The 23,989-nt window shown below is 65.7% G+C and carries 15 protein-coding genes; 5 read left to right on the top strand and 10 right to left on the bottom strand.

Features of this window, described 5'->3' with window-relative positions; translation table 11 throughout:
* Window positions 1-16: 16 nt before the first annotated feature.
* From ACN4E0_RS12065 to ACN4E0_RS12045, 5 genes are read right to left on the bottom strand one after another with little or no spacing between them, the layout of a single operon-like run.
* Window positions 17-922, bottom strand: a complete 906-nt coding sequence (locus ACN4E0_RS12065) for a sulfite exporter TauE/SafE family protein (RefSeq protein ID WP_419568159.1) — start codon at window positions 920-922, stop codon at window positions 17-19.
* Window positions 923-933: 11 nt separating this feature from the next.
* Window positions 934-3,558 (bottom strand): methionine synthase, encoded by a 2,625-nt coding sequence (gene metH / locus ACN4E0_RS12060; RefSeq protein WP_419568157.1) that lies wholly within the window; start codon window positions 3,556-3,558, stop codon window positions 934-936.
* Between the two features lie 4 nt (window positions 3,559-3,562).
* Window positions 3,563-4,609: a homocysteine S-methyltransferase family protein gene (locus tag ACN4E0_RS12055; protein WP_419568155.1), complete on the bottom strand. Its 1,047-nt coding sequence runs from the start codon at window positions 4,607-4,609 to the stop codon at window positions 3,563-3,565.
* Window positions 4,610-4,611: 2 nt separating this feature from the next.
* Entirely contained in the window at window positions 4,612-5,511 is a 900-nt protein-coding gene (metF, locus tag ACN4E0_RS12050; RefSeq protein ID WP_419568180.1) for a methylenetetrahydrofolate reductase [NAD(P)H], read from the bottom strand.
* Window positions 5,512-5,528: 17 nt separating this feature from the next.
* On the bottom strand, window positions 5,529-6,500 hold the full coding sequence (locus ACN4E0_RS12045; RefSeq protein ID WP_419568154.1) for an ArsR/SmtB family transcription factor: 972 nt from the start codon (window positions 6,498-6,500) through the stop codon (window positions 5,529-5,531).
* A gap of 132 nt (window positions 6,501-6,632) precedes the next feature.
* On the opposite strand from ACN4E0_RS12045, the gene ACN4E0_RS12040 reads away from it, so the two are divergent.
* Both ACN4E0_RS12040 and moaA read left to right on the top strand, forming a co-directional pair.
* Window positions 6,633-8,657 carry a glycoside hydrolase family 3 C-terminal domain-containing protein gene (locus ACN4E0_RS12040; RefSeq protein ID WP_419568153.1) on the top strand — a complete coding sequence of 675 codons (2,025 nt, stop codon included), beginning with the start codon at window positions 6,633-6,635 and terminating at the stop codon, window positions 8,655-8,657.
* Between the two features lie 65 nt (window positions 8,658-8,722).
* Entirely contained in the window at window positions 8,723-9,700 is a 978-nt protein-coding gene (gene moaA, locus ACN4E0_RS12035) for a GTP 3',8-cyclase MoaA (protein WP_419568151.1), read from the top strand.
* Here the strand turns inward: moaA and ACN4E0_RS12030 are convergent.
* The 5 genes from ACN4E0_RS12030 to ACN4E0_RS12010 all read right to left on the bottom strand — a co-directional run bounded on the left by ACN4E0_RS12030 (window position 9,697) and on the right by ACN4E0_RS12010 (window position 19,617).
* Window positions 9,697-11,718: a glycoside hydrolase family 97 protein gene (locus ACN4E0_RS12030; protein ID WP_419568149.1), complete on the bottom strand. Its 2,022-nt coding sequence runs from the start codon at window positions 11,716-11,718 to the stop codon at window positions 9,697-9,699. The two genes, moaA and ACN4E0_RS12030, sit on opposite strands and share 4 nt — an antisense overlap.
* The gene (locus ACN4E0_RS12025; protein WP_419568147.1) at window positions 11,715-13,340 is read right to left on the bottom strand and encodes an alpha-amylase family glycosyl hydrolase; all 1,626 of its coding nucleotides are present in this window, start codon (window positions 13,338-13,340) and stop codon (window positions 11,715-11,717) included. Before ACN4E0_RS12025 ends, ACN4E0_RS12030 begins: the two co-directional genes overlap by 4 nt.
* The gene (locus tag ACN4E0_RS12020; RefSeq protein ID WP_419568145.1) at window positions 13,337-15,175 is read right to left on the bottom strand and encodes an alpha-amylase family glycosyl hydrolase; all 1,839 of its coding nucleotides are present in this window, start codon (window positions 15,173-15,175) and stop codon (window positions 13,337-13,339) included. Before ACN4E0_RS12020 ends, ACN4E0_RS12025 begins: the two co-directional genes overlap by 4 nt.
* The gene (locus ACN4E0_RS12015; protein WP_419568143.1) at window positions 15,172-16,674 is read right to left on the bottom strand and encodes a tryptophan halogenase family protein; all 1,503 of its coding nucleotides are present in this window, start codon (window positions 16,672-16,674) and stop codon (window positions 15,172-15,174) included. The genes ACN4E0_RS12020 and ACN4E0_RS12015 overlap by 4 nt, the downstream gene beginning before the upstream one ends.
* A gap of 126 nt (window positions 16,675-16,800) precedes the next feature.
* Window positions 16,801-19,617 carry a TonB-dependent receptor gene (locus ACN4E0_RS12010; protein WP_419568141.1) on the bottom strand — a complete coding sequence of 939 codons (2,817 nt, stop codon included), beginning with the start codon at window positions 19,615-19,617 and terminating at the stop codon, window positions 16,801-16,803.
* 301 nt (window positions 19,618-19,918) lie between these two features.
* On the opposite strand from ACN4E0_RS12010, the gene ACN4E0_RS12005 reads away from it, so the two are divergent.
* From ACN4E0_RS12005 to ACN4E0_RS11995, 3 genes are all read left to right on the top strand, one after another.
* Complete coding sequence (locus ACN4E0_RS12005; protein ID WP_419568139.1) at window positions 19,919-20,959, top strand: LacI family DNA-binding transcriptional regulator; 1,041 nt, start codon at window positions 19,919-19,921, stop codon at window positions 20,957-20,959.
* 113 nt (window positions 20,960-21,072) lie between these two features.
* Complete coding sequence (locus ACN4E0_RS12000) at window positions 21,073-22,599, top strand: MFS transporter (protein WP_419568137.1); 1,527 nt, start codon at window positions 21,073-21,075, stop codon at window positions 22,597-22,599.
* Window positions 22,592-23,986, top strand: a complete 1,395-nt coding sequence (locus tag ACN4E0_RS11995) for an alpha-amylase family glycosyl hydrolase (protein WP_419568135.1) — start codon at window positions 22,592-22,594, stop codon at window positions 23,984-23,986. Before ACN4E0_RS12000 ends, ACN4E0_RS11995 begins: the two co-directional genes overlap by 8 nt.
* The last annotated feature ends 3 nt before the right edge of the window (window positions 23,987-23,989 follow it).

The following is a 23,989-nucleotide window of genomic DNA, read 5'->3' as shown; positions in this document are numbered from 1 at the left end:
CCGCCCACCAAGTCAATCATCCCCAGTTGAGCCAGAGGAGGTAGCAGGCCGACAGTACGATCCAGCTCCCGTCGAGCGTCTTCAGCCGCCGTGCGCCGAGCCACAAGGCTATCGGGCGCGCAAGGAACCCGCCAAGCGCCGCGGCCGGTCCGGCGAGCAGCACAACCTCCCACCGGATGGTTCCAGCCTCAATATGCCAGAGGGCGCCCGCAATCACGCTTACCGAGGAGATGAGGCAGGCTGCGCCCGTGCACAGCAGCACGGGATAGTGGCGGATGAAGAGGTAGAGCGCGACGAGTTCTCCCACGCCGACGGAGAAGAGGGCGGTCAGCACCCCTCCCGGAACGGCCAGCAGCAACAGGACCGCGAGGTCGATGCGCTCGATCCTGTCACGCTCGGGCCGCGCGAGGTTGACGGTCCAGGTCGAGGCGATCAGCGCGATGCCCAGGAGAATTGAAAAGGCCTTGTAGCCCATCAGCACCGCATGCTGGTCGAAATCGGTGAAGCGCTGGGTCAGCAGCATGGCGGGGAGCGAAAGCGCCAGGACGCCAAGCGCCACGATGAAGAAATCGCGCGGGGAGACCAGTGCATGGAGCGGTTCGGGCGCAGGCTGGTGGTAGAGCCGGTCGGTCCAACGCAAGGCTCCCATGGTCATCCCGAACGCCTGGATGCACATGGACACGCCGACCACCTGCAGCGGCTGCAGGTCCATCACGCCCCATTCGCGCAGGGCATTGAAGACCGGCACGAAAACGACCCCGCCACCCGTCCCGGAGGTGTTGGCGATGATCGCCCCGATCACGCCGACGCCGGGCAGGAACCACAGCCGTTCCATCAACGCTAGATCGGCGCGAACCGTAAGGAACAGCGCGAGATAGGCCGCCAGCAGCACGGTGCCGCCGATGGCTACCAGCCTTCCCATCGGCAGGGTGCTCAGTCGAGGTTGGGGCGAAGCCATCTTTCGGCGGTCGCGATATCGACTCCGCGCCTTCGCGCATAGTCTTCCAGCTGGTCGCGCCCGATTCTTGCGACGCCGAAATACTGCGCCTCGGGATGGCCGAAATAGAAGCCGCTCACCGCCGCGGTGGGATACATGGCGAAATTCTCGGTCAGCGTGATCCCGGTGTTCGTCCCGGCATCGAGCAGGTCGAAGAGGATCGGCTTGAGACTGTGGTCGGGGCACGCGGGATAGCCGGGCGCCGGGCGGATACCGCGATACTCTTCCTTGATCAGAGCCTCGTTGGTGAGCTGTTCCTGCGGCGCATAGCCCCACAGGTCGGTGCGGACATGCTGGTGGAGCCGCTCGGCGAAGGCTTCGGCGAAACGGTCTGCCAGCGCCTTCAGCAGGATATCCGAATAATCGTCCTTATCGGCGAGGAAGGCCTTCGAATGCTCTTCGATTCCGTGAATGCCGACCGCGAAGCCGCCGATCCAGTCGCCCGCCGGATCGATGAAATCGGCGAGGCACATATTCGCCCGGTCGCGGCTCTTCTTCACCTGCTGGCGCAAGAAAGATAGCACGGTGTGGGTTTCGCCCTCGGCATCGTGGATGGTGACATCGTCGCCATCGCGGGCGCAGGGCCAGAACCCCGCGACGCCCTTCGCGGTGAGCCATTTCTCGCCGACGATCCGGTCGAGCATGGCATCGGCTTCGGCCTTGAGCTGACGTGCGGTCTCGCCGACCACTTCGTCGTCGAGGATCTTGGGGTAGGTGCCGTGGAGCTCCCAGGCCCGGAAGAACGGCGTCCAGTCGATATAGTCGCGGAGATCGGCAAGATCCCAGTCGTCGAATACATGAAGCCCCGGCTTGAGGGGCGGCGCGGCCTTGTCGCTGAGATAGGCGTCGAAGAAATTCGCGCGCGCTTCCTCGAGGCTGAGCAGGACGCTTTGCGCCTTGCCTTCGCGTGCCTCGCGCACCTTGACGTATTCGGTGGCGGTGCTCGCGACGAACTCGTCGCGCTGCGTGTCGGACAGCAGGCGGCTGGCGACGCCGACCGCCCTGCTCGCGTCGAGCACGTGGATCACCGGCCCGTCATAGGCCGGGTCGATGCGCAGCGCGGTGTGGACCTTGCTGGTCGTCGCGCCGCCGATCAGCAGCGGCATGTTCAGGCCTGCAGCCTGCATCTCCTGGGCCACGGTGACCATCTCGTCGAGCGAGGGAGTGATGAGGCCGGAGAGCCCGATCATGTCGGCGCCATTCTCGTTCGCCGCCTGCAGGATCTGCGCCCATGGCACCATGACGCCGAGGTCGATCACCTCGTAGCCATTGCACTGCAGGACCACGCCGACGATGTTCTTGCCGATGTCGTGGACGTCGCCCTTCACCGTCGCCATCACGATCTTGCCCTTGGACTGGTCGGCCAGCCCGCTCGCCACCTTCTCCGCCTCGATGAAGGGGATGAGGTGCGCGACCGCCTTCTTCATCACGCGCGCGGACTTCACCACCTGCGGCAGGAACATCTTGCCGCTGCCGAACAGGTCGCCGACGACATTCATGCCGTCCATCAACGGGCCCTCGATAACCTCGATGGGGCGCCCGCCCGAAGCGGCGACGAGCTCGCGCGCTTCTTCGGTATCGGCGACGACATGGGCGTCGATTCCCTTGACCAGCGCGTGTTCGAGACGGCGCTTCACGTCCCAACCACGCCATTCCTCGGCCGCCTTCTGGTCCGCCGCGCTCTTGCCGCGATAGCTTTCGGCGAGTTCGATCAGTCGCTCGGTCGCGTCCGGACGGCGCATCAGGATCACGTCCTCGCAGGCCTCGCGCAGTTCGGCGTCGATCTGGTCGTAGACGTCGAGCTGGCCGGCGTTGACGATCGCCATGTCGAGCCCGGCCGGGATCGCGTGGAAGAGGAACACCGAGTGCATTGCGCGGCGCACGGTTTCGTTGCCGCGGAAGCTGAAGCTGAGGTTCGACAGGCCGCCGCTGGTCTTGGCATGCGGGCAACGTTGCTTGATCTCCCGGACCGCTTCGATGAAATCCAGTCCGTAGCGGTCGTGCTCTTCGATTCCCGTGGCCACGGCGAAGACATTGGGATCGAAGATGATATCCTCGGGCGGGAAGCCGATCCCGATGAGCAGGTCGTAGGCGCGGGCGCAGATTTCGACCTTGCGCTCCCGGGTGTCGGCCTGGCCGGTCTCGTCGAAGGCCATCACGACTACGGCGGCCCCGTAATCCATGCATTTCCGGGCATGCTCGAGGAAGGCCCCTTCGCCCTCCTTCATGCTGATCGAATTGACGATCGGCTTGCCCGATACGCATTTGAGCCCCGCCTCGATCACCGTCCATTTGGAACTGTCGATCATCACCGGGACGCGGGCGATGTCGGGTTCGGCGGCAATCAGCTTCAAGAAGGTCGTCATCGCCTTTTCGGCATCGAGCAGACCTTCGTCCATGTTTACGTCGATCACCTGCGCGCCGTTCTCGACCTGGTCGCGCGCGACCTCGACCGCGCTCTCGTAGTCGTCGGCGAGGATCAGCTTCTTGAACCGGGCCGAGCCGGTGACATTGGTGCGTTCGCCGATATTGACGAAGCGGGCAGTCGTGAGATCGGACATGGTATCAGGCTGCAATCGTGAAAGGTTCGAGACCGGCGAGGTGCATGTCGGGAGCGACAGTGGGCAACCGGCGCGGGGCAAGCCCTGCGACAGCCTTCGCCATGGCGGCTATATGGTCGGGCGTCGATCCGCAGCAGCCGCCGAGCGCGTTGACGCGCCCATTTTGCGCCCAGACGCGCACCAGCGATGCGGTGGTGTCGGGCAGCTCGTCATACTCGCCCAGATCGTTGGGCAGGCCGGCGTTGGGATAGGCCATCAGATAGGTATCGGCGATATCCGAGAGCAGCTGAACATGCGGGCGCAGCTGTTCGGCGCCGAAGCTGCAGTTGAGCCCGATGGTCAGCGGTTTTGCATGGCGCACCGTGTACCAGAACGCCTCCACCGTATGCCCCGAGAGGTTGCGTCCCGACAGGTCGGTGAGCGTCAACGAGATCATCAGCGGGATATCGCGCCCGAGTTCGCGCTCGAGCTGCTTGACCGCCATGATGGCGGCCTTGCAGTTGAGTGTGTCGAACACCGTCTCGATCAGGACGAAATCCGCCCCACCCTCGATCAGCGCCGCACATTGCTCGCGGTAGATTTCTACGATCTCGTCGAAGGCGACCTCGCGAAAGCCCGGGTCCTCGACATCGGGCGATAGCGAGAGCGTCTTGTTGGTTGGACCGACAGCGCCCGCCACGAACCGCGGGACACCATCCCTTGCACTGGCCTCGTCGACCGCCTCGCGAATGATCCGCGCGGCGGCGAGGTTGATCTCCCGGACCAGGCCTTCAGCCCCGTAATCGGCCTGGCTGATACGGTTGGCATTGAACGTGTTCGTGGCGAGGATATGCGCACCGGCATGGATATAGGTGTCGCAGATCGCCCGGATGACCTGCGGCTGGGTCAGATTGACGAGGTCGTTGTTACCCTTCTGGTCCTGCGCCAGCCCGGTATCGCCAGCGTAGTCTTCCGGTGCGAGCCTGGCGCGCTGAATCTCGGTGCCATAGGGCCCGTCCTTGATGAGTATGTGCTGCGCGGCGGCAGCTTCGAAGTCTTCACGTTTCGACATGGTCAGGCCTTGGGACGCAGGCCGAGCATATGGCATATGGCAAAGCTCAGCTCGGCGCGGTTGAGTGTGTAGAAATGGAACTGGCGCACCCCGCCCGCATAGAGGCGGCGGCATAGTTCGGCGGCGATGGTCGCGCTCACCAGCTGGCGCGCCTCGGGTTTCTCGTCGAGCCCCTCGAACAGTCCTCCCATCCAGGGCGGGATCGCGGTACCGCACAGGCCGCTCATCCGCTGGACCGCGGCGAAGCTCAGCACGGGCATCACACCGGGAACGATCTCACCGTCGATCCCCGCCGCGATCGCCTTGTCGCGGAAGTCGAAGAAGCATTGCGGGTCGAAGAAGAATTGCGTGATCGCCCGCGTCGCCCCTGCATCGAACTTGGCCTTGAGATTGTCCAGGTCGGCCTGGCGATCGGGCGAATCCGGGTGGACTTCCGGATAGGCGGCGACCGAAATCTCGAAGTCGGCGATGCGCTTCAGTCCGGCGATCAGTTCGACGGCATTGGCATAGCCGCCCGGATGTGGCGCGTATTTCGAATACCCGTCGGGCGGATCGCCGCGCAGGGCGACGATGTGGCGAATGCCTTCCTCCCAATAATGGCGGGCGATCTCATCGACCTGCTCGCGGGTCGCCTCGACGCAGGTCAGATGAGCTGCGGCGGGAATATGCGCCTCGTTCTGGATCCGGACGACCTGCTGGTGCGTGCGCTCGCGGGTCGTCCCGCCCGCCCCGTAGGTGACGCTGGCGAAGCGCGGGCCCAGCGGCGCCAGGGTTTCGACGCTGTGCCACAGCGTCTCGTTCATCTTCTCGTTCTTGGGCGGGAAGAATTCGAAGCTCACCTCGATATCGCCCGGCAAGCCCGAAAACAGCGGCGTCTCGAGCGCGCGTTGCGCTTCGCGCATCTGGTCAAGCGTGGGGCTCACGGGGCTGCCTTCCTGTTTTCGCCGCGCCGCTGCGCGACCCATATTTTCACGATCAGTTCGCCATCTTCGAGAGCAACCGGGTCGTCGCCCGCAAAGCCGGCCTCGGCCAACAGCTCCACCATCTGGCGATTTCCGAAACCGAGCCGGGCGTGCGCGTGGCGGTCACGCAGTTCTTCATGCTGATGGGCCGCGAAATCGACGATCGCGATCCGACCGTCGGACCGCGTCACCCGCGCTGCTTCGGCAAGCGCCGAGCCCGGGTTCTGCGCGAAATGCAGCACCTGATGAAACAGGACGGTATCGAAGCTCGCCGCCGCGAAGGGCAGCGAGGTGAAATCGCCCTGCACCAGCTCGACCCGTTCCGTCGGCAGGTGTTGCAGCTTGGCCCGGGCAACGCGGAGCATGGCGAGGCTCTTGTCGAGCGCGACGATGCGCTCGGCACGTTCGGCGAAGAGTTCGGCCATACGCCCGGTCCCGGTGCCGATATCGAGCAGGCGGCCGAGCGGCTCTTGTCCGAGCGCGCGGGCCAGTGCCGCCTCCACCTTCTCGTCGGAAGAATGCAGCCTGCGCAATTCGTCCCAGTCGTGCGCGTGTTCGGCGAAATAGGCCTGCGCTTCGCTTTCGCGGTGCTGGCGGATTTCGGCGAGCTTGCGGCGATCCTGTTCGCATTCCTCGGCAAATTCCGGATCGGCGGCCTCGGCCTCGACCAGCAGCCTCCCGAGCGCGGCGCAGAGCGGCGGGGCTTCGCTGGCATTGGCACGCGCCCTCAGGAACACCCAGCTGCCCTCGCGCCGGCGTTCGGCGAGGCCGGCGTCGCACAAGATGCCGATATGGCGGGAGACGCGCGGTTGACTCTGCCCGAGCACCTGCGCCACTTCGCCCACAGCCAGCTCCATCGAGCCGAGCAGGCGCATGATCCTGAGGCGCGTCGGATCGGCCAGCGAGCGGAAGACGGTCTCGGTACGCATCGTGCAAAGAGCATATAAAGATATTTTTATATCTGTAAATCTACTCTCGAATGCGTCCGGGCGGCCTGTCTGCACGACGAAAAACTCAATTCAAACCGGATGTTTACCAATCTGCGGAAAACTTGCCGCTCGATGGTCCGTCATCCGCCCGATCACGCCGCCGAGCGCGAGCGTTTTATCGAAGACCTTCTCGCCATCATGACGGCGGAGGAGAAGGTCGGTCAGATTGCGCTCGTCCCCGCTCCGGCGGGCGAGGCAGCAGATGGCGCCCTACACGAGCGGGTGCGCCGCGGCCTCGTGGGCGGCCTTACCGGTACCTGCCCTGCCGACCGCCTCGCCACGCTCCAACGCCTCGCGATCGAGGAATCACGGCTGGGCATCCCCCTTTTGCTGGCCGATGCGCCCGGGCGCGGAAGCGCCGTCGTCATGCCCAGCCCCCTTGCGCTGGCGACCAGCTGGTCGCCCGAAATGGTCGAACGCGCCGCCCGGCAGATCGCCGCCGAGGCACGCGACCGGGGCAAGACTTGGCTGCTCGGCCCAGAGGTGGTGCTGAGCGACGGAGCGGGCGAAGACGACCTTGAGTCCAGCTGGGGTAGCTCGGTCATGCTCGCCGGCCATCTTGCCTCGGCCATGGTGCGCGGATTGCAGTTCTGGGATCAGGATGAAATCGGGGTGCTCGCGTGCCTGCAAGCGGACCATCCCTCCTGGACACCGCGGCGCATCGACGAGCGCTTTGCGCAGAAGCTGCGCCTCGCAGCGCAGGTCCTGCGCGAGGCGGCGCCCGCCAGCGTCGCGCTCGGGCCCTTTCCGGCGACCGCACTCGACAAGGACGAACCCGGCGATGGCCCGAAACTATCCATCGGCTGGCCGGGGGGCTTCGGAGGGATCGACCTGGCCGAATGGGCCGACATGGCCCGTGCGGCCGGTCAGGATCCAAACCGGGCGCTCTCTGGCGGCCTCACATTGGAACCCCTTCTTGCTGCCGTGGCGGATGGCCGGATTGCCCCGCGGAAGCTCGACGACGTCGTTCGCCGGATCATCGGGGCCAAGTACGATCTCGGTCTCTTCCACACCGAGGCGCCCCGCGCGCCGCTCACTTCGACCGCCTCGGAAGAGGAAGCGCGCGTCGTTGCGCTCGACGCCGCACGCCATTCGATCGCCCTGCTGCGCAACAACCCCGCGCTGCTGCCGCTCGACAGGGACTCCGGCGAAATCCTGATCGTCGGCCAGGCCGCGGCCGACCGCAAGCTGCCCGTCGCCGGGGCGGGGTCCGAAGCGATCAGCCTGATCGACGGCCTCGCAGCGCTCGGCGTGCAGCATCGCTACGTGGTCGGCCTTTCCCTGCGCCGCGATCAGGACCAGCCGGGCATGAACACGCTGGTCGATGCAGACCGCATGGCGATCGGTATGGCGAGCGAGGCCGCGCGCCGCGCAGGGACGGTGATCGTCGTGCTGGGCGAGGTAGAGAAGCGTTGCGAGGCCGAACGGACCTTGATCGAGGCGCTGCAGGCGACCAATCCCAACATCGTCCTGGTGACGCTCGGCTCACGCCCCATTGACCCGGTGATCCGCGACGCGCGACTGCCCTGCGTCCTGCATGCCGGCGGCCTCGGCAGTATGTCGGGCAAGGCCATCGCCGAAGTGCTCACCGGTGCCTTCGCCCCGCAGGGTCGCCTGCCGCTGGCGCTGCTCGACAATGCGGGCGTCGGCCTGTCGTTCGGCCACGGCCTCGGCTATTCGGACTTCGGCCTCGGCGAAACGACGGTCGAGCTGAGCCACGACCGCGTAGTCGTGAGCACTGTGCTCCACAATGTGGGGCGTTGCGTCGGCACCGAGACCGTCCAGATCTATCTGCGCCGCCCCAGGGGTCGCAGCCGGACAGCATCCGAACTGGCCGATTTTCAGCGCGTGACGCTCGCTGCGGGGGAAAACCGCCATCTGACCTTCGAGATCGGCGGTAGCCAGCTCGGCCGGTTCGAGCGCGACGGAGGGTTCGTCATCGACACCGGCGTCTACGAGGTTGCGGTCGGCCTGAGCGAAGGACGCGCGCATGCCACTAGGCTCTCGCTTCCCCGAGCGGTCGCCGAGGCCATGGGCCGCGGTCTCAACTCCGGCCCGCTTCCCGCACTTTTCGGCAGCATGCGCTACGCCGGATAAGGCGAACGGGCGGCAGCTCGGATTTTTCCGTTTCGGCGGCGCGCGGCAGAGTGTAGGCCATGCGCATGCGCGATGCTCACGGCCGCCGGATCGACTATGTCCGCCTTTCGGTGACCGACCGCTGCAACCTGCGGTGCAGCTACTGCATGGCCGAGGAGATGGATTTCCTTCCCCGACGAGAGCTGCTCACTTTCGAGGAAATCGAAACGCTCGCCCGCCATCTCGTGCGCCGCGGCGTCACGCGGATCCGGCTGACCGGCGGCGAGCCGCTGGTGCGCAAGGGAATCATCGATCTGGCCGAGCGCCTCGGCAGGCTGGGGGATTGCGGGCTCGACGAGCTGACGCTGACCACCAACGGTACCCGCCTGCCGGAACTGGCGACGGGCCTGTACGCCGCCGGGGTGAGGCGGATCAACGTCAGCCTCGACACGCTCGACCGCGAGCGCTTTGCAAAGCTCACGCGGCGCGATGCATTCGACCAGGCAATGGCCGGGATCGATGCGGCACAGGAAGCGGGCCTCGCGGTCCGCATCAATGCGCTTGCGATGCGTGGCGTCAACGACCATGAGATCACCGACCTGCTCGCCTGGTGCGGGACACGCGGCTTCGACCTTGCGCTGATCGAAGGCATGCCCCTGGGCGAAGTCGCCATCGACCGCCGCGCAGAACACCTGCCGCTTTCCGAGGTCCGCGAGCAGCTCGAGCAACGCTTCACGCTGGTCCCCTCGCTGCACCGCACCGCAGGGCCCGCGCGTTATTTCGACGTTGCGGAAACGGGAACACGACTGGGCCTCATCACGCCCCTGAGCGACAATTTCTGCGCCGCCTGCAACCGCATCCGCATCACCGCCACGGGCACCGTCTACGGCTGTCTCGGCCATGACCAGAAGGTCGAGCTGCGCGATATCCTCCGCACCGGCGGAGCGGCCGCGCTCGACGAAGCACTCGACCTTCTGCTCGCGGGCAAGCCGCTGCGACACGATTTCGATGCCGGACAGAACGCCCCCGCGCTCGCCCGGCACATGAGCGTGACCGGCGGCTAGAGCGGGACGAACCGCACCGCGAAGCCGCCGCCCGGCGCCATGCGCAGATCGAGCGTTTCGCCCGCCGCCACCTCGCGCTGCTCGATCACGATGTCGAACCGCGTCGGCCCTTCGAAGTTCGAGGTCGCGGCATCGCGGTAGATCTCGGCGCGATAGCGCTTTCCCGGATCGAGGAAGTCTAGCGTGATCGGCATCTCGCGCGGCTCCGGATCGGTGCCACCCCCGAGATACCATTCCTCGCTATCGCGATCCTTGCGCGCGGTGACGACGTAATCGCCGATCTCGGCCGCGATGATCCGGCTTTCGGCCCAGTCGGTTGGCACGTCCTTGATGAACTGGAAGGCGTCGGCATGCTCGGCATAGTGCTCCGGCAGGTCGGCCGCCATCTGGATCGGCGAATAGACGAGGACGTATTCGGCGAGCGCGCGCGCCATCGTCATCTCCAGCGGCTGGCCGCGCCCCTCGAGACTGAGGATACCGGGCGTATAGTCCATCGGACCCGACAGCAGGCGGGTAAAGACCATGGTCGGCACGTGGCTCGGCCCGTTGGGCGGCGCACCCCAGGCATTGAATTCCATGCCGCGCGCGCCTTCGCGGGCAACCCAGTTGGGATAGGTGCGGCGCAGGCCCGTATCCTTGACCGGCTCGTGCGGATTGACCGCTATGTGCCGCTCAGCCGCCTCCGTCACGACCTTGAGGTGGTGGCGCTGCATGACCTGGCTCTCGGTGCATTCGCGTGTCTCGCTGCCGTCCTCGTGGACGTAGCGCAGATTGCAGGCGTCGGTGACATAGCCGCTCTTGATCGTCCTCACGCCCCGCGCGGCCATCAGGTCGAGCCCGGCTTCGAGCTGGGCCTCGTAATTGCCGACATCGCCGCTGGTTTCGTGGTGGCCGATGATCGGCACCCCTTTCTCGGCGGCGTAGCGCGCCAGTTCGACGAAATCGTAGTCGGGATAAGCCTGGGTGAAGCTGAATTCGCTGCCGTTGAAGAACCAGTTTCCGTCCCAGCCGATGTTCCAGCCCTCGACCAGCACGCCTTCGAAGCCGTTCTCCGCCGCGAAATCGATATAGCGCTTCACATTGGCGGTGTTGGCGCCATGCTTCGGTCCCGAGCCCCAGCTCTCTTCGTCGAGGTGGAGCGACCACCAGACGCCGACATATTTGTGAGGGCGAAACCAGCTGACATCGCCGAGCTTGTTGGGCTCGTTGAGATTGAGCTCGACAAGGCTCTCGGCCAGCCCTGCAGCATCGTCCGAAACGCGGATCGTGCGCCAGGGCGTTGCGAAGGGAACCTCACGCGTGGCACGCGCGGCGCCCGAACCGGTGGGCGCGAGTGTGGCCCGGAAATGGGTGCCGGTCGTCCGCTTGACCCACATGCCCGCGAAATCGACCAGCGCGGCCTCGTGGATCGCCACATGCGTGCCGTTCTCCATGCGGAAGGTCAGCGGCGTATGCGCTACCGACACCGCGTCGATCGGCGTTTCCTCATAGAGGTATTCGTAGCGGTTCCACTCGCCGCCGGGGATCCACCAAGCACTGCCGTTCTGCGCCAGGTTGAACTCGGTCAGCTCGTCGGCGATGTTCACCGTCTCGCCCATGCTGGTGTCGTCGAACACATAGCGGAAGGCCACCGCGTCGTCGAAGACACGGAAGGTGACGCCGAAACGGCGGTGCGCCTCGCTGTCCTCCTCGAAGCGGACCGTCAGCTCGTTGTGGTGATCGCGCACATAGCGCTGCTCGCCCCAAGGTTGCTCCCACGTGTCGTCATGGCTTTGGCGCGTCGCCCCAGTGACCTTCAGGCGGCGCTCGAGCTTGTCCTGGTCGGTCAGCAGGAAGCCGAGGCGGCTCTCGGTGAGGACCGCTTCGCCATGCCTGTCGACGCGGTAGAAGGGCCGCCCCTCGCCATTGACGTCTACCGTGACGGTGATCGCCCCGTCGGGCGAGGCAACGGTTTCCTCGGCAAGCGCAGGCACGGCCGAGAATAACGCGAGGGCGGCAAGGATGCGGGCAGGTTTCATAGTTCGATCACCAGGGCGCTGAGAGGGGGGAGGTTTGCCGGCGTGGCGGCGTTGGTCGCGGCGAGGACGCTGCCGTCCGCGAGCTCGGCGGGCGGGGCAACCTCGAGGGAGCCGAGGTTGAACAGGCAGCGGACATGCTGCCCCTCGCCCGTGCGCTCGATCACGAAGAGGTCGCCCACGCTTTCGCACCGCTTCACCGCACCATGGTGCAGAGCCGGATTGGCGCGGCGCAGGGCAATCATGGAGCGGGTGTGGTGAAGCAGGGATTCCGCGTCCGCTTCCTGCGCCTCGACCGAGCGGGCGGCGTTCTCCGCGCCCACCGGGAGCCATGGCTCGCCAGCGGTGAAGCCCCCGTGCGCGGCCTCCGCCTCCCACGGCATCGGGGTACGCGCGCCGTCGCGGCTCAGCGTCAGCGGCCAGTTGGCGATCGCCTCGGGATCGTGAAGCTGGTGGAAGGGAATATCGACCTGCGTCAGGCCCAGTTCCTCGCCGTAATAAAGGATGATGTTGCCGCGCAGGCAGGCGAGCAGCGTCATCTTCATCCGTGCGGCGCGGTCGCGGTGCTCGGGCAGCCACCAGCGGCTCACCGCGCGCGGCGCGTCGTGGTTCTCGAAGGCCCAGCTCGGCCAGCCGATCCCGTCGTCTTCGGGCCATTCGGCGAGCGCGGCGCAGATCGCGCCGGGGGTAAGCTTTTCGGCATAGAGGAAGTTGAAGCCATAGGCCGAGTTGAGATGCGTCTCGCCCGCAGTGAAGGCCTTCATCTCGCTCTCGGCCTCGTCGCCCCCGACTTCGGCGACGGTGAAGACGCCGTCGTATTGGTCGGTCAGCGCCCGGATCCGTTCGATGAAGGCGGGAATGTCGGGATGCGACATGTTGTATTTCTTGAGCTGGAAATCGAACGGCCGCGTGCGCGGCCTGTCGGTCGCCGGCGCGGGCGGATTGTCGCGCAATTCGGGGTCATGCATCGCGAAATTGAGCGCATCGATGCGGAAGCCATCGACGCCGCGATCGAGCCAGAAGCGCATCACGTTCAGAATGGCGTCCTGTACGGCGCAATTGTGCATGTTGAGCTGCGGCTGCGAGTTGAGGAAGTTGTGCAGGTAATACTGTCCGCGGCGGGCGTCCCAGGTCCACGCGGGGCCGCCGAAGACGGACTGCCAGTTCGACGGCGGCGACCCGTCGGGCTTGGCGTCGGCCCAGACATACCAGTCGCTTTTCGGATTGCTCCTGTCCGCGCGGCTCTCGGCGAACCAGGGATGTTCGTCCGAGGTATGCGAATAGACCTGGTCGATGAGGACCCTGAGGCCGAGCTCGTGCGCCCGGGCGACCAGCGCATCGAAGTCGGCGAGCGTCCCGAAGATCGGATCGACGTCGCAATAGTCGGAGACATCGTAGCCGAAATCCTTCATCGGCGAGGTGAAGAAGGGCGAGATCCAGATCGCATCGACGCCGAGCGAGGCGACATGCGGCAGGCGCCGGGTGATGCCCGGCAGGTCGCCGATCCCGTCGCCGTTGGAATCCTGGAAGCTGCGCGGATAGATCTGGTAGATCGCCGCGCCCTTCCACCAAGGGTTCGCATCTGCGGTATCAGAACGTTTCGATTGCGGATCTGCGCGGTTCATTCGGCGATCTCCGAGACGCGGCACAGCGCCCAGCCGAAGGCGGGCAGCGTGAAGGCCGCGCTGCCCGGTGCGGTCACCGCCGCAGGGCAGGCGCCGCCGAGCGTTTCGAAGCTGCGAGCGTCGTAGCCAAGCGCGATATTCGCCGCGCGCTCCTTGCCCGCCGTGTTGAAGACGGCGAGATATTCGCCGCCGCTTTCGGGATCGAACCGGCTCACCGCGAAGAACCCCGCCCGCTGTTCGTAGTGACGAACCACTTGCGGTCCGCGCGTCAGCGCCGGATGTGCCCGGCGGATCGCGCTGAATTCGGCGATCAGCCGGAATAGCGGGTGGTTCTCGTCGAAATTGCTTGCCGCCGTGGTCGCGTCGGTGCCGATCAGCGCATTGTCGTTATAGACCGCGGTGTTCGAGGGCATCATGTCCTCGCGTGCCAGCTGGTCGCCGCCGTCGCCGACGAAGCCCTGCTCGTCGCCGTAATAGATCACCGGGCTGCCGCGCAGCGTCAGCATCATGGCATGGCCGAGCATGACTCGGGCGAGCAATTCGTCCTGCGAGATCTCGGGCTTGTCGGCTTTGATCAGCGTCGAAAAGCGCCCCATGTCGTGATTGCCGAGGAAGGTCGGCAGCGAACGCGCCGTATCCTCCCCGCCCTCGTAGAGCACGTCGCCGTCGAACATGTGCGCGAGGACCACCGTGCCCTGGTCGCGACCGAGGAGCTCGCGCATCGCCGCCTGGAAGGCGAAGTCGAGCACCGCGGGCAATGCATCGCGGCGGGTGTATTCGGCGATGTAGCCGCTGTCGGGCGTTTCTTTGAAGACTTCGCCGAACATGTGGAAGTTGGGAATGCCGCTCTCGTGCGCGACCTCTTCCAGTGCCGGGACGAAGGCCTGCCAGAAGCCCGGATCGACATGCCTCGCCGTATCGATGCGGAAGCCGTCGACGCCGTAATCGCGCACCCAGCCGGAGAAGATCTCGATCATCCCGGCGCGCACGCGCGGGTGCTCGGTGAAGAGGTCGTCGAGCCCGGAGAAGTCGCCGAAGCGGCTGTCCTCGCCGGTGAAGCTGCTGTTGCCACGGTTGTGATAATAGATCGGATCGTTGAGCCAGGCGGGGACCTTCACGTCCTTCTCTGCCGCCGGAACGACAGGCTCGTAGGCATAGCCCGGATCGACCAGCCTGGCGAAATTCTCCTCCGAGCTGTCCCCGTCGCCCATGAAACCCGGATTGATCGGCGGGCCATCGGGGGTACCACGGGTCGAATAGGGATAGTCGCCCTTGCTGCGATATTCGTAATTGGTCGCATCGCCGTGGGCATAGGTAATCACGTCGGCGGTGTGGTTGGTGATGATGTCCATATAGACCTTCATCCCCCGCGCATGCGCCGCATCGACGAAGGCCTTGAACTCCGCGCGCGTGCCGAAATGGCTGTCGGGGCGGGTGAAGTCGGTCACCCAATAGCCGTGGTAGCCCGCGCTCTCTTGGCCTTCCGGGCCCTGCACCGGCTTGTTTTGGAAGATCGGCGCGAACCAGATCGCGGTGACGCCGAGACGTTCGAGATAATCGAGCCGGGCGGTCAGCCCCGTGAGGTCGCCGCCGTGGAAGAATCCCTTGGCGGTGGGGTCGTAGCCGGTCTCGAGACGGTCACCCCCGAAGCCGCCCTTGTCGTTCGCCTCGTCGCCGTTCTCGAAGCGGTCGGGGAGGACGAAATAGACGATCTCCTCGGACGGCTCGCGGGCGCGGAAACTGGCGTCACCTGCCCCCTCCTGCGCATGTGCACTTGTGGCGATCGCCAAGGCGCCGAGCGGCACGGCCAGCAGGGCGGATTTAAGTTTACTCACGTTGCTACTCCTTCGGGCTCGGCCATGGCGCGGGCCAGGATATCCATATGCGAAGGCAGGCTTCTGACATCGTCGAGCGCCGCCTGTTCGAGCGCGGCCAGGAATTCGCGCAGCTTCGGTTCGGGTAGCGCGTCGGCCATCGCGTTCCAGTTGTGGGGTTCGATCCCCTGCCCGACGAGCACCTGCAGCCAGCCGTCCTCGGTGAAGAGTTCCTCATGCACCTGGCGGAAGACGCCGTTGCTGCGGAACTGGTCGATCTTGGCCGCCAGCGTGTCGGGAATCTCCATCGCCCGGCAGCGGTCCCAGAAGGGTTCACCGATGCGGCCGTTAGCCTTGTAGTGGAGGATCAGGAAGTCGCGGATGCGCTCCTGCTCGAAATCGGCGGCACGATTGAACTCATCCCGCACCGCAGGATCGACATTGCCGCGTGGCAGCATCGTCAGGAATCGCGTGATGCTCGCCTGGATCATGTGGATGCTAGTCGATTCGAGCGGCTCCATGAACCCGCTCGACAAGCCCACCGCGAGGCAGTTGGCGACCCATTGCTTACGCCGCTTGCCGGTCACGAAGCGCAGGGGGCGCGGATCGCCCAGAGCCTCGCCGTCGAGATGGGCGAGCAGCAGGCGCGCAGCGTCCTCGTCCGACAGGAACTCGCTGCAATAGACGAGGCCGTTGCCGATGCGGTGCTGCAGCGGGATGCGCCATTGCCAACCCGCCTCGCGCGCTATCGAGCGCGTATAGGGGGTCAGCCCCCCCGCGGGCGCGCAGGGCACCGCCATCGCCCGGTCGCAGGGCAGCCAGTGGCTCCAGTCGTCATAGCCCGCGGCCAGTTCCTGCTCGATCAGCAGCCCGCGAAAGCCGGTGCAGTCGATGAAGAAATCGCCCGCGACTTGGGTCCCGTCCCCGAGCACGATCGCGGCAATGTCGCCGCTCTCGCCACGCCTCATCACACCTTCGACCATGCCTTCGCGGCGGGTCACGCCGAGCGCCTCGGCATAGCGCCGGAGGAAACCGGCATAGAGGCCCGCATCGAAGTGATAGGCATAGGGCACCGCCGAGCCGCGCCCACCGTCGGGCGCGCGCATCGTGCGCGCGGCAATCTCGTTGACCGAATAATGCGCGAGCGGCTTGGCGAAGCCCGCGCTCCGGGCGCGCGCCCAGTGGTCCTTGAAATGTACCAGGCCGAGCGGCCGGCCGATCGGGCCGAAGGCATGCATGTATTGCCCGCTGGGCGTACCCCAGCCTTCGAAGGCGATGCCGAGCTTGAGCGATCCCCTGGTCTCGCGCAGAAATTCCGCCTCGTCGATACCCAGCGCGTCGTTGAAAGTGCGGATGGCGGGGATGGTCGCCTCGCCCACCCCGACGGTCCCGATGGCATCGCTTTCGACCAGCGCTATGCGATGGCCCGGCGGGACGAAGCGGGCCAGCGCAGCCGCGCTCATCCAGCCGGCGGTCCCGCCGCCCACGATGACGATTGTATAGCCGTTCTCGTCAGCCATGGTTGCTGTCTCCTCGCGGGTCGGACCGCTTCGGAGCGGTCGGGCGAGTGAAGCCGGTTCGGTTCGTAGGATCAATCCGTGAGAGCGGGGAGGCCACAGTGGCGTCCCCGCTCCCCCGGCACATCGTCAGAACTTGTAGTTGAAACCGGCCATGAAGCGGCGGCCATAGGTCTGGTAGTCAATCACCTGACGCGGGTCGCCCGGGTTGGTGGTGACGAAGGGCTCGTCGGTCAGGTTCTGGCCCTGAAGGAAGAGCGACAGACCCTCGAGCGGCGACCCGTCCTGGAAATCATAGCCGATCTGGGCATCGATGATGGTTTCCGGCGCCGCGCGGCGACGCACACGGTTGGCCGCGAAGCCCGAAACCTCGCCGACGAAGGTCGAGCGGTAGCGGATCGAGGCGCGGGCGTTGAAGCCCCATTTCTCGAAGAAGGCGGTGCCGTTGGCGACCCACTTCGAATAGCCCGGAAGGTCTTCCGAGGGCGCACCCGGCGTCGGCGAGATCTTGGTCTTGGTGTAGGAGACACCGCCGGTGATGCCGAAGCCGTCGAGCGCAGCCGTGAAGGTTTCGAAGGGCAGCGTGCCCGCCACTTCGACACCGTAGAGGCTGCCGCCCTCGCCATTGATAGGAATGTTGAGGACCGCGGTCGGCGCGATGACGATGTCTTCGCCCGGCGAAGCCAGTGCCAGATCCGAAGTCTGGATGACCACGTCCTGGTTGTAGATGTAGCTCTTGAGGTCCTTGTAGAAGAACTGGGCGGCAAGGTAGCCCTTGTTGCCGAAGTACTTCTCGAACGTCAGGTCGAAGGCATTGGCGAGCCACGGGCGCAGGTTCGGGTTGCCCGAACTTCCAGTGACCGCTGCGAAAGTCGTGCCGTTGGGCAGCGTGACGAACTGGTAGCCGAAGCTCAGCGAATTGCGCATGTCGTCCATGCGCGGGCGGATGATCTCGCGCGCCGCGGCGGCACGGATCACGAAACCGCTGTCGAAACGCAGCGACAGGTTCAGGCTGGGCAGCCAGTTGGTGTAGCTGGTGCTGAACTTCTGGAACTGCGCGCCGATGTTGGGTGCGCAGGGCTCGCCTGCCGCCGCACAACCTTCGGGGACATCCAGCTGGCCGAGGTAGACCGCGGTTGCGCCGTTCGAGTTCTGGTCGGTGATGGCGGCCTGGACGCCGATGTTGCCGGTGAGTTCGGCCCCACCCAGCTGCGACGCGATGTTGAGCTGGACATAGGGCGTCAGCAGCTTTTCGTTCACCGAGTAGCTCTTCACCACGACGTCGCCATAGGCGTTGGGCACCAACTTGTAGATGCCCGCGTCGAGCAGATCGAGCGGGTTGTAGCTGATCACCGGACCGAGGCCGAGGTAGGTCAGGTCGGTGGTCCCGAGGCGGAACTGCTCGGGCACCTGGACGCTGGTCAGCCCGTCGGTATTGGCGACGAGGCCGAGGAAGTATTCATCGGGCACCAGCGACTTGCTGCGATCGGTGAGGTTGACGCCGGCCTGCAGGCTGCGGAAGAAATTGCCGTCGAATTCCTTCTCGACCTCCATTCGGGCCTGCCAGATGGTGTCCTTGATGATGCGGTTGTTGTAGTAACCGTCCTGGCCGCCGAGGATCGAATCCCCGTTCGGAGCGATCTGGTTGCCACCCCAGCCCTGCGGCGAGGTCAGCAGCATGGTGTTGAAATTGCCGTAATCGAGCATCGGGCTGAAGACCGTGCCCTGCGGCCCGCTCTGGAAGCCGATGTTGTCGGTCGCGCCGATGCTGCCGCGCCCCGTGCCCCAGTTGCTTTCGAGGCTCAGCTCGTTGCGGTCGGTCTTCGAATAGCTGAGGTCGAGCATGGCGTTCCAGCCGTCGTCGCCTTCGTATTCGGTGTTCCAGCCGAATGAATAGAGCTTCGCCTTGCGCTGGAAGACGTCACTGCGGCCGACGCCCTTGACGCCGTTGAACTGCCCGGCGGTGACGAAGCCATTCTCGACCGTGGTGTCGGGCTGGAGGACGGCGCCCGACCAATAGAGCGGCAGCTCGATCCCGCGCTTGATCTGGTCGTCCTTGAAGTCCGAATAGAAGGCGTCGAGCGTCGAGGTGACGGTCGGCGAGATCTCGAACTGCAGGGTGCCGTTGAGGCCGAGACGGGTCAGCTGGGTCGAGGTGACGTAGGACTTCGATCCGCCGATGACGAAATCGCCATCGCCCGTGGTCGGATAGCCCCAGGCGTTGAATTCCTGGATCTGGTAAGGCTCGTCGACATAGCTCGCGCCGAGCGAGAGGCCGATCTTGTTGTCGGCGAACTGGGTCACGATGAGGCCGTTGACGCGGTAGCCCATGTCATTGGATTCGACGTTCAGCTTGCCCAGATCGGCATAGCTCCCGCGCGCGCCGACCGAGAAAATCGTCTTGCCGGCATCGAGCGGGCGGATCGTGCGCAGGTCGACCGTGCCTGAGAGGCCTTGGCCGACGAGGCTGGCCATCGGGGTCTTGTAGACATTGACCTGGTTGATGACTTCGGCGGGATACTGGTCGTATTCGACCGCGCGGTTGTCGCCGGTGGTGGTCTGTTCGCGGCCGTTGAGCAGCGTGGTCGAGAAGTCGGGCGAGAAGCCGCGGATGCTGATCGAGTTCGAGCGGCCCGAGAGGCGCTGCGAGGTCAGGCCCGGAAGGCGTGCAATCGATTCCGCGATCGAGGCGTCGGGCAGCTTGCCGATGTCCTCGGCCGAAACCGACTCGACGACCAGGTCCGACCGGCGCTTCTCGGCGACGGCGTTTTCGAGCGAGGCGCGATAGCCCGACACGATGATCACGTTGCCGTCGGTGGTTTCGGCGGTCTCCGTCGCCTCGTCGGTGTCCTCGTCCTGCGCGAAGGCAGGGGTTGCCATGCTGCCCAGTGCCACGGCGAAGGCCGACAGGCTGATGGTAGCAGAAAAGGTTTTGCGAATTGCCATTTCAGTTCACTCCCCGTGAGGCCCGACTCCTTCGCTGGTCGCCTGGGCCGCAGTCCTAATCCCCACAGGCGACGAGCGCGTCGATGTGCCTGTATTGCGCGCTGCATACGGCCCGATCGGGAAGTCGCGGAAGAGAGCATACGTATGTGATTGCGCGGCAACGCCCGCCGCGGCAATTTTGCCATAGTAGCCCGGAAAGCGCGGAAACCCTCGCCGATCAGGGGGTTGGCGTTGCCTAATTGCCCACACATTCTTATGCATGGGACGAGAAAGCACGGGCCTGCCCGAGCGGGAGAGAGTGATGGGTCGAAAGCCTACGGGTCGGCCGACCAGTTTCGATATCGCCTATGCGGCCGGGGTTTCGCAACCGACGGTCAGCCGCGCGCTCCGCGGCGACAAGTCGGTCAGCCCCAAGACTCGCGCGCGGATCGAGGAGATCGCCCGCGACCTCAACTACACGGTCGACAAGAACGCTTCCTCGCTGCGTAGCCAGCGCTCGAACACCATCGCCCTGCTGTTCTTCGAGGACCCGACCCCCGACGAGAGCATGATCAACCCCTTCTTCCTCGCCATGCTCGGCTCGATCACGCGGGCCTGCGCCGACCGCGGGCTCGACCTGCTGATCTCGTTCCAGCGGATGGAGGACGACTGGCACGTCCAGTATCAGGACAGCCATCGCGCCGACGGGCTCATCCTGCTCGGCTACGGCGATTACACCAGATATCGCGAGCGGATGGAGCAGCTTGCGCGCCAAGGCACGCATTTCGCCCGCTGGGGATCGGTCTCCAGCGACGCCAGCGGAGTCACGATCGGGACCGACAATGTCGCCGCAGGCCGCCTCGCCGGCAAACATCTGATCGAACGTGGCCGGCGGCGGATCGCCTTTCTCGGCCATGCCGACGATCACTATCCCGAATTCGCCGGGCGCTATCGCGGCCTGCGCGAGGCGCTCGAAGCCGCGGGCATCGATGCCGATCCGCAGCTCCGCTTCGACGCGCTGACCACCGAAGAGGAGGGCCATGCCGCGGCCCGCGCGCTGATCGACAGCGGGCTCGCCTTCGATGCCATCTTCGCCGCCAGCGACCTCATCGCCATCGGCGCGATGCGCGCGCTCGCCGAAGCGGGCCGGAGCGTGCCCAAGGACGTCGCGGTAGTCGGGTTCGACGACATTCCCGCCGCCAGCCTCACCACCCCGCCGCTGACCACGGTGATGCAGGACATCCGCCGCGCCGGCGAAGCGCTGGTCGAAACGCTCACGGCGCAGATCGAGGGCGGCGAACCGCCCCCGCGCAAACTGCCCGGCCGGCTGGTCGTGCGCGGTTCGACCGGACCGATGCGCTAGGCCGACGTATTCGTATGCGCACTTGGCGAAGCCGCGCGAGCGTGCGAGCGTCTGCCACTTGCAAGACCTGACCGGGCGCGAAGACCCGCACAGGCTGGGACGAGGAACTTCGCATGAGTGAGGCGCTGCGGCAGAAACCGCGCCAGAATTTCGCCGGGCTGGCCAATATCAGCTTCGGCTTCTTTGGCATCCAGATCGGCTTCGTGCTGCAGAATTCGAACATGAGCCGGATCTTCCAGACCGTCGGCGCATCGCTCGACGACCTGCCCGCGCTGTGGGTCGCGGCGCCGCTGACCGGCCTGATCGTCCAGCCGATCATCGGCCACCTGTCCGACCGCACATGGAACCGCTTCGGTCGCCGCCGGCCCTATTTCATGACCGGCGCGCTGCTTGCGGCGATCGCGCTGCTGCTGATGCCGCTGGCGCCGGCCTTCGGCGCCCCGCTGCTGTTCGCCGCGGCGCTGCTGTGGATGCTCGATGCGAGCCTCAACATCTCGATGGAGCCCTTCCGCGCCTTCGTCGGCGACATGCTCGACAAGTCGCAGCATGCGACGGGCTATGCCGTGCAGACCGCCTTCATCGGCGCGGGCGCGGTGGTCGCGGCGATCTTCCCCTGGCTGCTCGAGCACTTCGGGGTGAGCAATGTCGCCCCGGCGGGCGAGATACCCGACACCGTCCGCTGGAGCTTCTGGGCCGGCGCCGCCGCGCTGTTCGCCGCGATCGGCTGGACCGTGGTCACGACCAGGGAATACAGCCCCGGGGAAATGGCCGCCTTCGAGGCCGCGCGCGAGACCGAGGAGGGCCACAGCGTCCGCGCGCTGGCGGCCAAGACCTATCTCTCCGCCGGCATCTGGATAGTTCTCGGCCTGGCGGTGAACCTCTCGGTCGGCCCGCTCGGGCTGGAGAAGGAAATCCTCCTGCTCGGCGGCCTGCTCCTCGCCTACGGCCTCCTCAGTGCGCTGGCGATTGCGATGGCGAAGCAGGGACGGCACGCCAACATGCTCTCCAGCATCGTCGGCGATTTCAGCGGCATGCCCGATACGATGAGGCGGCTGGCGCTGGTCCAGTTCTTCAGCTGGTCCTCGCTGTTCATCATGTGGATCTATTCGGGCCCGATCGTGTCGCAATATTTCTACGGCAGCGCAGATCCAACCACCCCCGCCTACAACGCCGGCGCCAACTGGTGGAACCTCATCTACACCGTCCAGAACGGGGTTGCTGCCGTGGCCGCGCTGGTGTTGTTGCCGTTCCTCTCGCGGCGGATCGGCAAGGCGCGCACGCACATGACCTGCCTGCTGCTCGGCGCGCTCGGCTTCCTCGGCTATTTCGTGCTGCGCGATCCGCAGCTGCTGATCCTGTGCGAAGTGCTCAAGGGCATTGCCTGGGCCAGCATCCTCGCCATGCCCTACGCCATCCTCGCCAGCAGCCTGCCGCAGGCGAAGCTCGGCATCTACATGGGCCTGTTCAACATCTTCATCGTCGTCCCGCAGCTGCTGGTGGCGACGGTCATGGGCAGCGTGATGAACGCCTTCTTCCCCGCCGATCCGATCTGGACGATGCTGTTCGCCGCGGCGAGCTGGGCGCTGGCAGGCCTCGCCATGTTGCGCGTGACGATACCGGGAGAAACCGCCGATGCGTAAGATCCTCGCCGGGCTGGCGGGCGCCGCCCTCTTCGCCGGTGCCGCGCCGGTCAACGCCGGCGAACCCGCCACGAAGGGCTGGGAACCGCGCGACAAGGTGACCATCACCCATCCGGAGTGGTCGCGCGATGCGGTGCTCTACCAGATCAACACCCGGCAGTTCACGCCCGAAGGGACCTTCCGGGCGGCGCAGGCCGAGCTTCCACGCCTGAAGGCGCTCGGCGTCGACGTACTCTGGCTGATGCCGATCCACCCGATCGGCAAGGAGAACCGCAAGGGCAGCCTCGGCAGCCCCTATTCGGTGCAGGACTATTACGCGGTGAACCCCGAGTTCGGCACCGAGGAGGACTTCCGCGCCTTCGTCGACGCCGCGCATGCCCAGGGCTTCCACGTCATCCTCGATCTCGTCGCCAACCATACGGCCTGGGACAATGCCCTCGCGAAGCAGCATCCCGACTGGTATGAGAAGGACTGGAAGGGCGATTTCCGCCCCACCCCGTGGTGGGACTGGTCGGACATCATCGATCTCGACTGGTCGCAGCCCGGCGTGCGCGCGCATGTCGGCGGGGCGATGGAATATTGGGTGCGCGAATTTGGCGTCGACGGCTACCGCGCCGACGTCGCCGGCTACGTCCCGCTCGATTTCTGGGAAAGCGCGCGCGCGCGGCTCGAGAAAATCCGGCCGGTCTTCATGCTCGGCGAGGTGCAGCAGACCGCCTACCATTTCGCCGCCTTCGACGCGACCTATGCCTGGGACTGGCACAACACCTCCAAGCGCGTCGCGCATGGCCAGGGCGATGCGACCAGCTTCTACGGCTACTACGCCGAAAACGAGAGCCTGTGGCCGAGGAAGGCCATGCGGCTGACCTATATCGAGAACCACGATTCGAACGCTTGGGAAGGCACGATGAAGGAGAATTACGGCCCCGCGCTCGACGCGATGACCGCCCTCGCCTTCACCGGCGAGGGCCTGCCGCTGGTCCACAACGGGATGGAGGCCTGCAACGCCAGGCGGCTGGCTTTCTTCGAAAAGGATCCGATCGACTGGAGCCAGGGCGAGGATTGCGCCTATGGCACGCTGCTCAAGGATCTGATCGCCTTCCGCAAGGCCAACCCCGCGCTCGCCAACGGGCAATGGGGCGCGGTGATGCAGAAGCTCGAAACCGACAAGCCCCAACAGGTCCTCGCCTGGACGCGCGCGAAAGGGGACGACAAGGTCGTCGGCCTGTTCAATTTCTCGGCGGAACCGGTCAAGGTGACGCCGACCAGCGCGCTGGCCGACGGCGGCTATACCGAATTCGCCAGCGGAGAGCCGGTTACCATTGTCAAGGGTGCCGCCGTGACATTGCCCGCGTGGGGCTATCTGCTGCTGTCGTCCAGGAAATGACGC

Origin of the sequence: Qipengyuania sp., from assembly GCF_048550555.1 — a bacterium.
In the GTDB taxonomy this organism is placed as follows: domain Bacteria; phylum Pseudomonadota; class Alphaproteobacteria; order Sphingomonadales; family Sphingomonadaceae; genus Qipengyuania.
This window is presented reverse-complemented; position numbering and strand designations above follow the sequence as displayed.

Coding starts and splice junctions, on each gene's coding strand:
- metF (WP_419568180.1), bottom strand. CDS start 5,511: ATGCGCGAAGCGCAACGCGCGCTCGAGACGCCGCTGTTTTCGGGCTTG.
- ACN4E0_RS12045 (WP_419568154.1), bottom strand. CDS start 6,500: ATGCGTACCGAGACCGTCTTCCGCTCGCTGGCCGATCCGACGCGCCTC.
- ACN4E0_RS12005 (WP_419568139.1), top strand. CDS start 19,919: ATGGGTCGAAAGCCTACGGGTCGGCCGACCAGTTTCGATATCGCCTAT.
- ACN4E0_RS11995 (WP_419568135.1), top strand. CDS start 22,592: ATGCGTAAGATCCTCGCCGGGCTGGCGGGCGCCGCCCTCTTCGCCGGT.
- moaA (WP_419568151.1), top strand. CDS start 8,723: ATGCGCGATGCTCACGGCCGCCGGATCGACTATGTCCGCCTTTCGGTG.
- ACN4E0_RS12030 (WP_419568149.1), bottom strand. CDS start 11,718: ATGAAACCTGCCCGCATCCTTGCCGCCCTCGCGTTATTCTCGGCCGTG.
- ACN4E0_RS12010 (WP_419568141.1), bottom strand. CDS start 19,617: ATGGCAATTCGCAAAACCTTTTCTGCTACCATCAGCCTGTCGGCCTTC.
- ACN4E0_RS12065 (WP_419568159.1), bottom strand. CDS start 922: ATGGGAAGGCTGGTAGCCATCGGCGGCACCGTGCTGCTGGCGGCCTAT.
- ACN4E0_RS12055 (WP_419568155.1), bottom strand. CDS start 4,609: ATGTCGAAACGTGAAGACTTCGAAGCTGCCGCCGCGCAGCACATACTC.
- ACN4E0_RS12040 (WP_419568153.1), top strand. CDS start 6,633: ATGGTCCGTCATCCGCCCGATCACGCCGCCGAGCGCGAGCGTTTTATC.
- ACN4E0_RS12015 (WP_419568143.1), bottom strand. CDS start 16,674: ATGGCTGACGAGAACGGCTATACAATCGTCATCGTGGGCGGCGGGACC.
- metH (WP_419568157.1), bottom strand. CDS start 3,558: ATGTCCGATCTCACGACTGCCCGCTTCGTCAATATCGGCGAACGCACC.
- ACN4E0_RS12025 (WP_419568147.1), bottom strand. CDS start 13,340: ATGAACCGCGCAGATCCGCAATCGAAACGTTCTGATACCGCAGATGCG.
- ACN4E0_RS12000 (WP_419568137.1), top strand. CDS start 21,073: ATGAGTGAGGCGCTGCGGCAGAAACCGCGCCAGAATTTCGCCGGGCTG.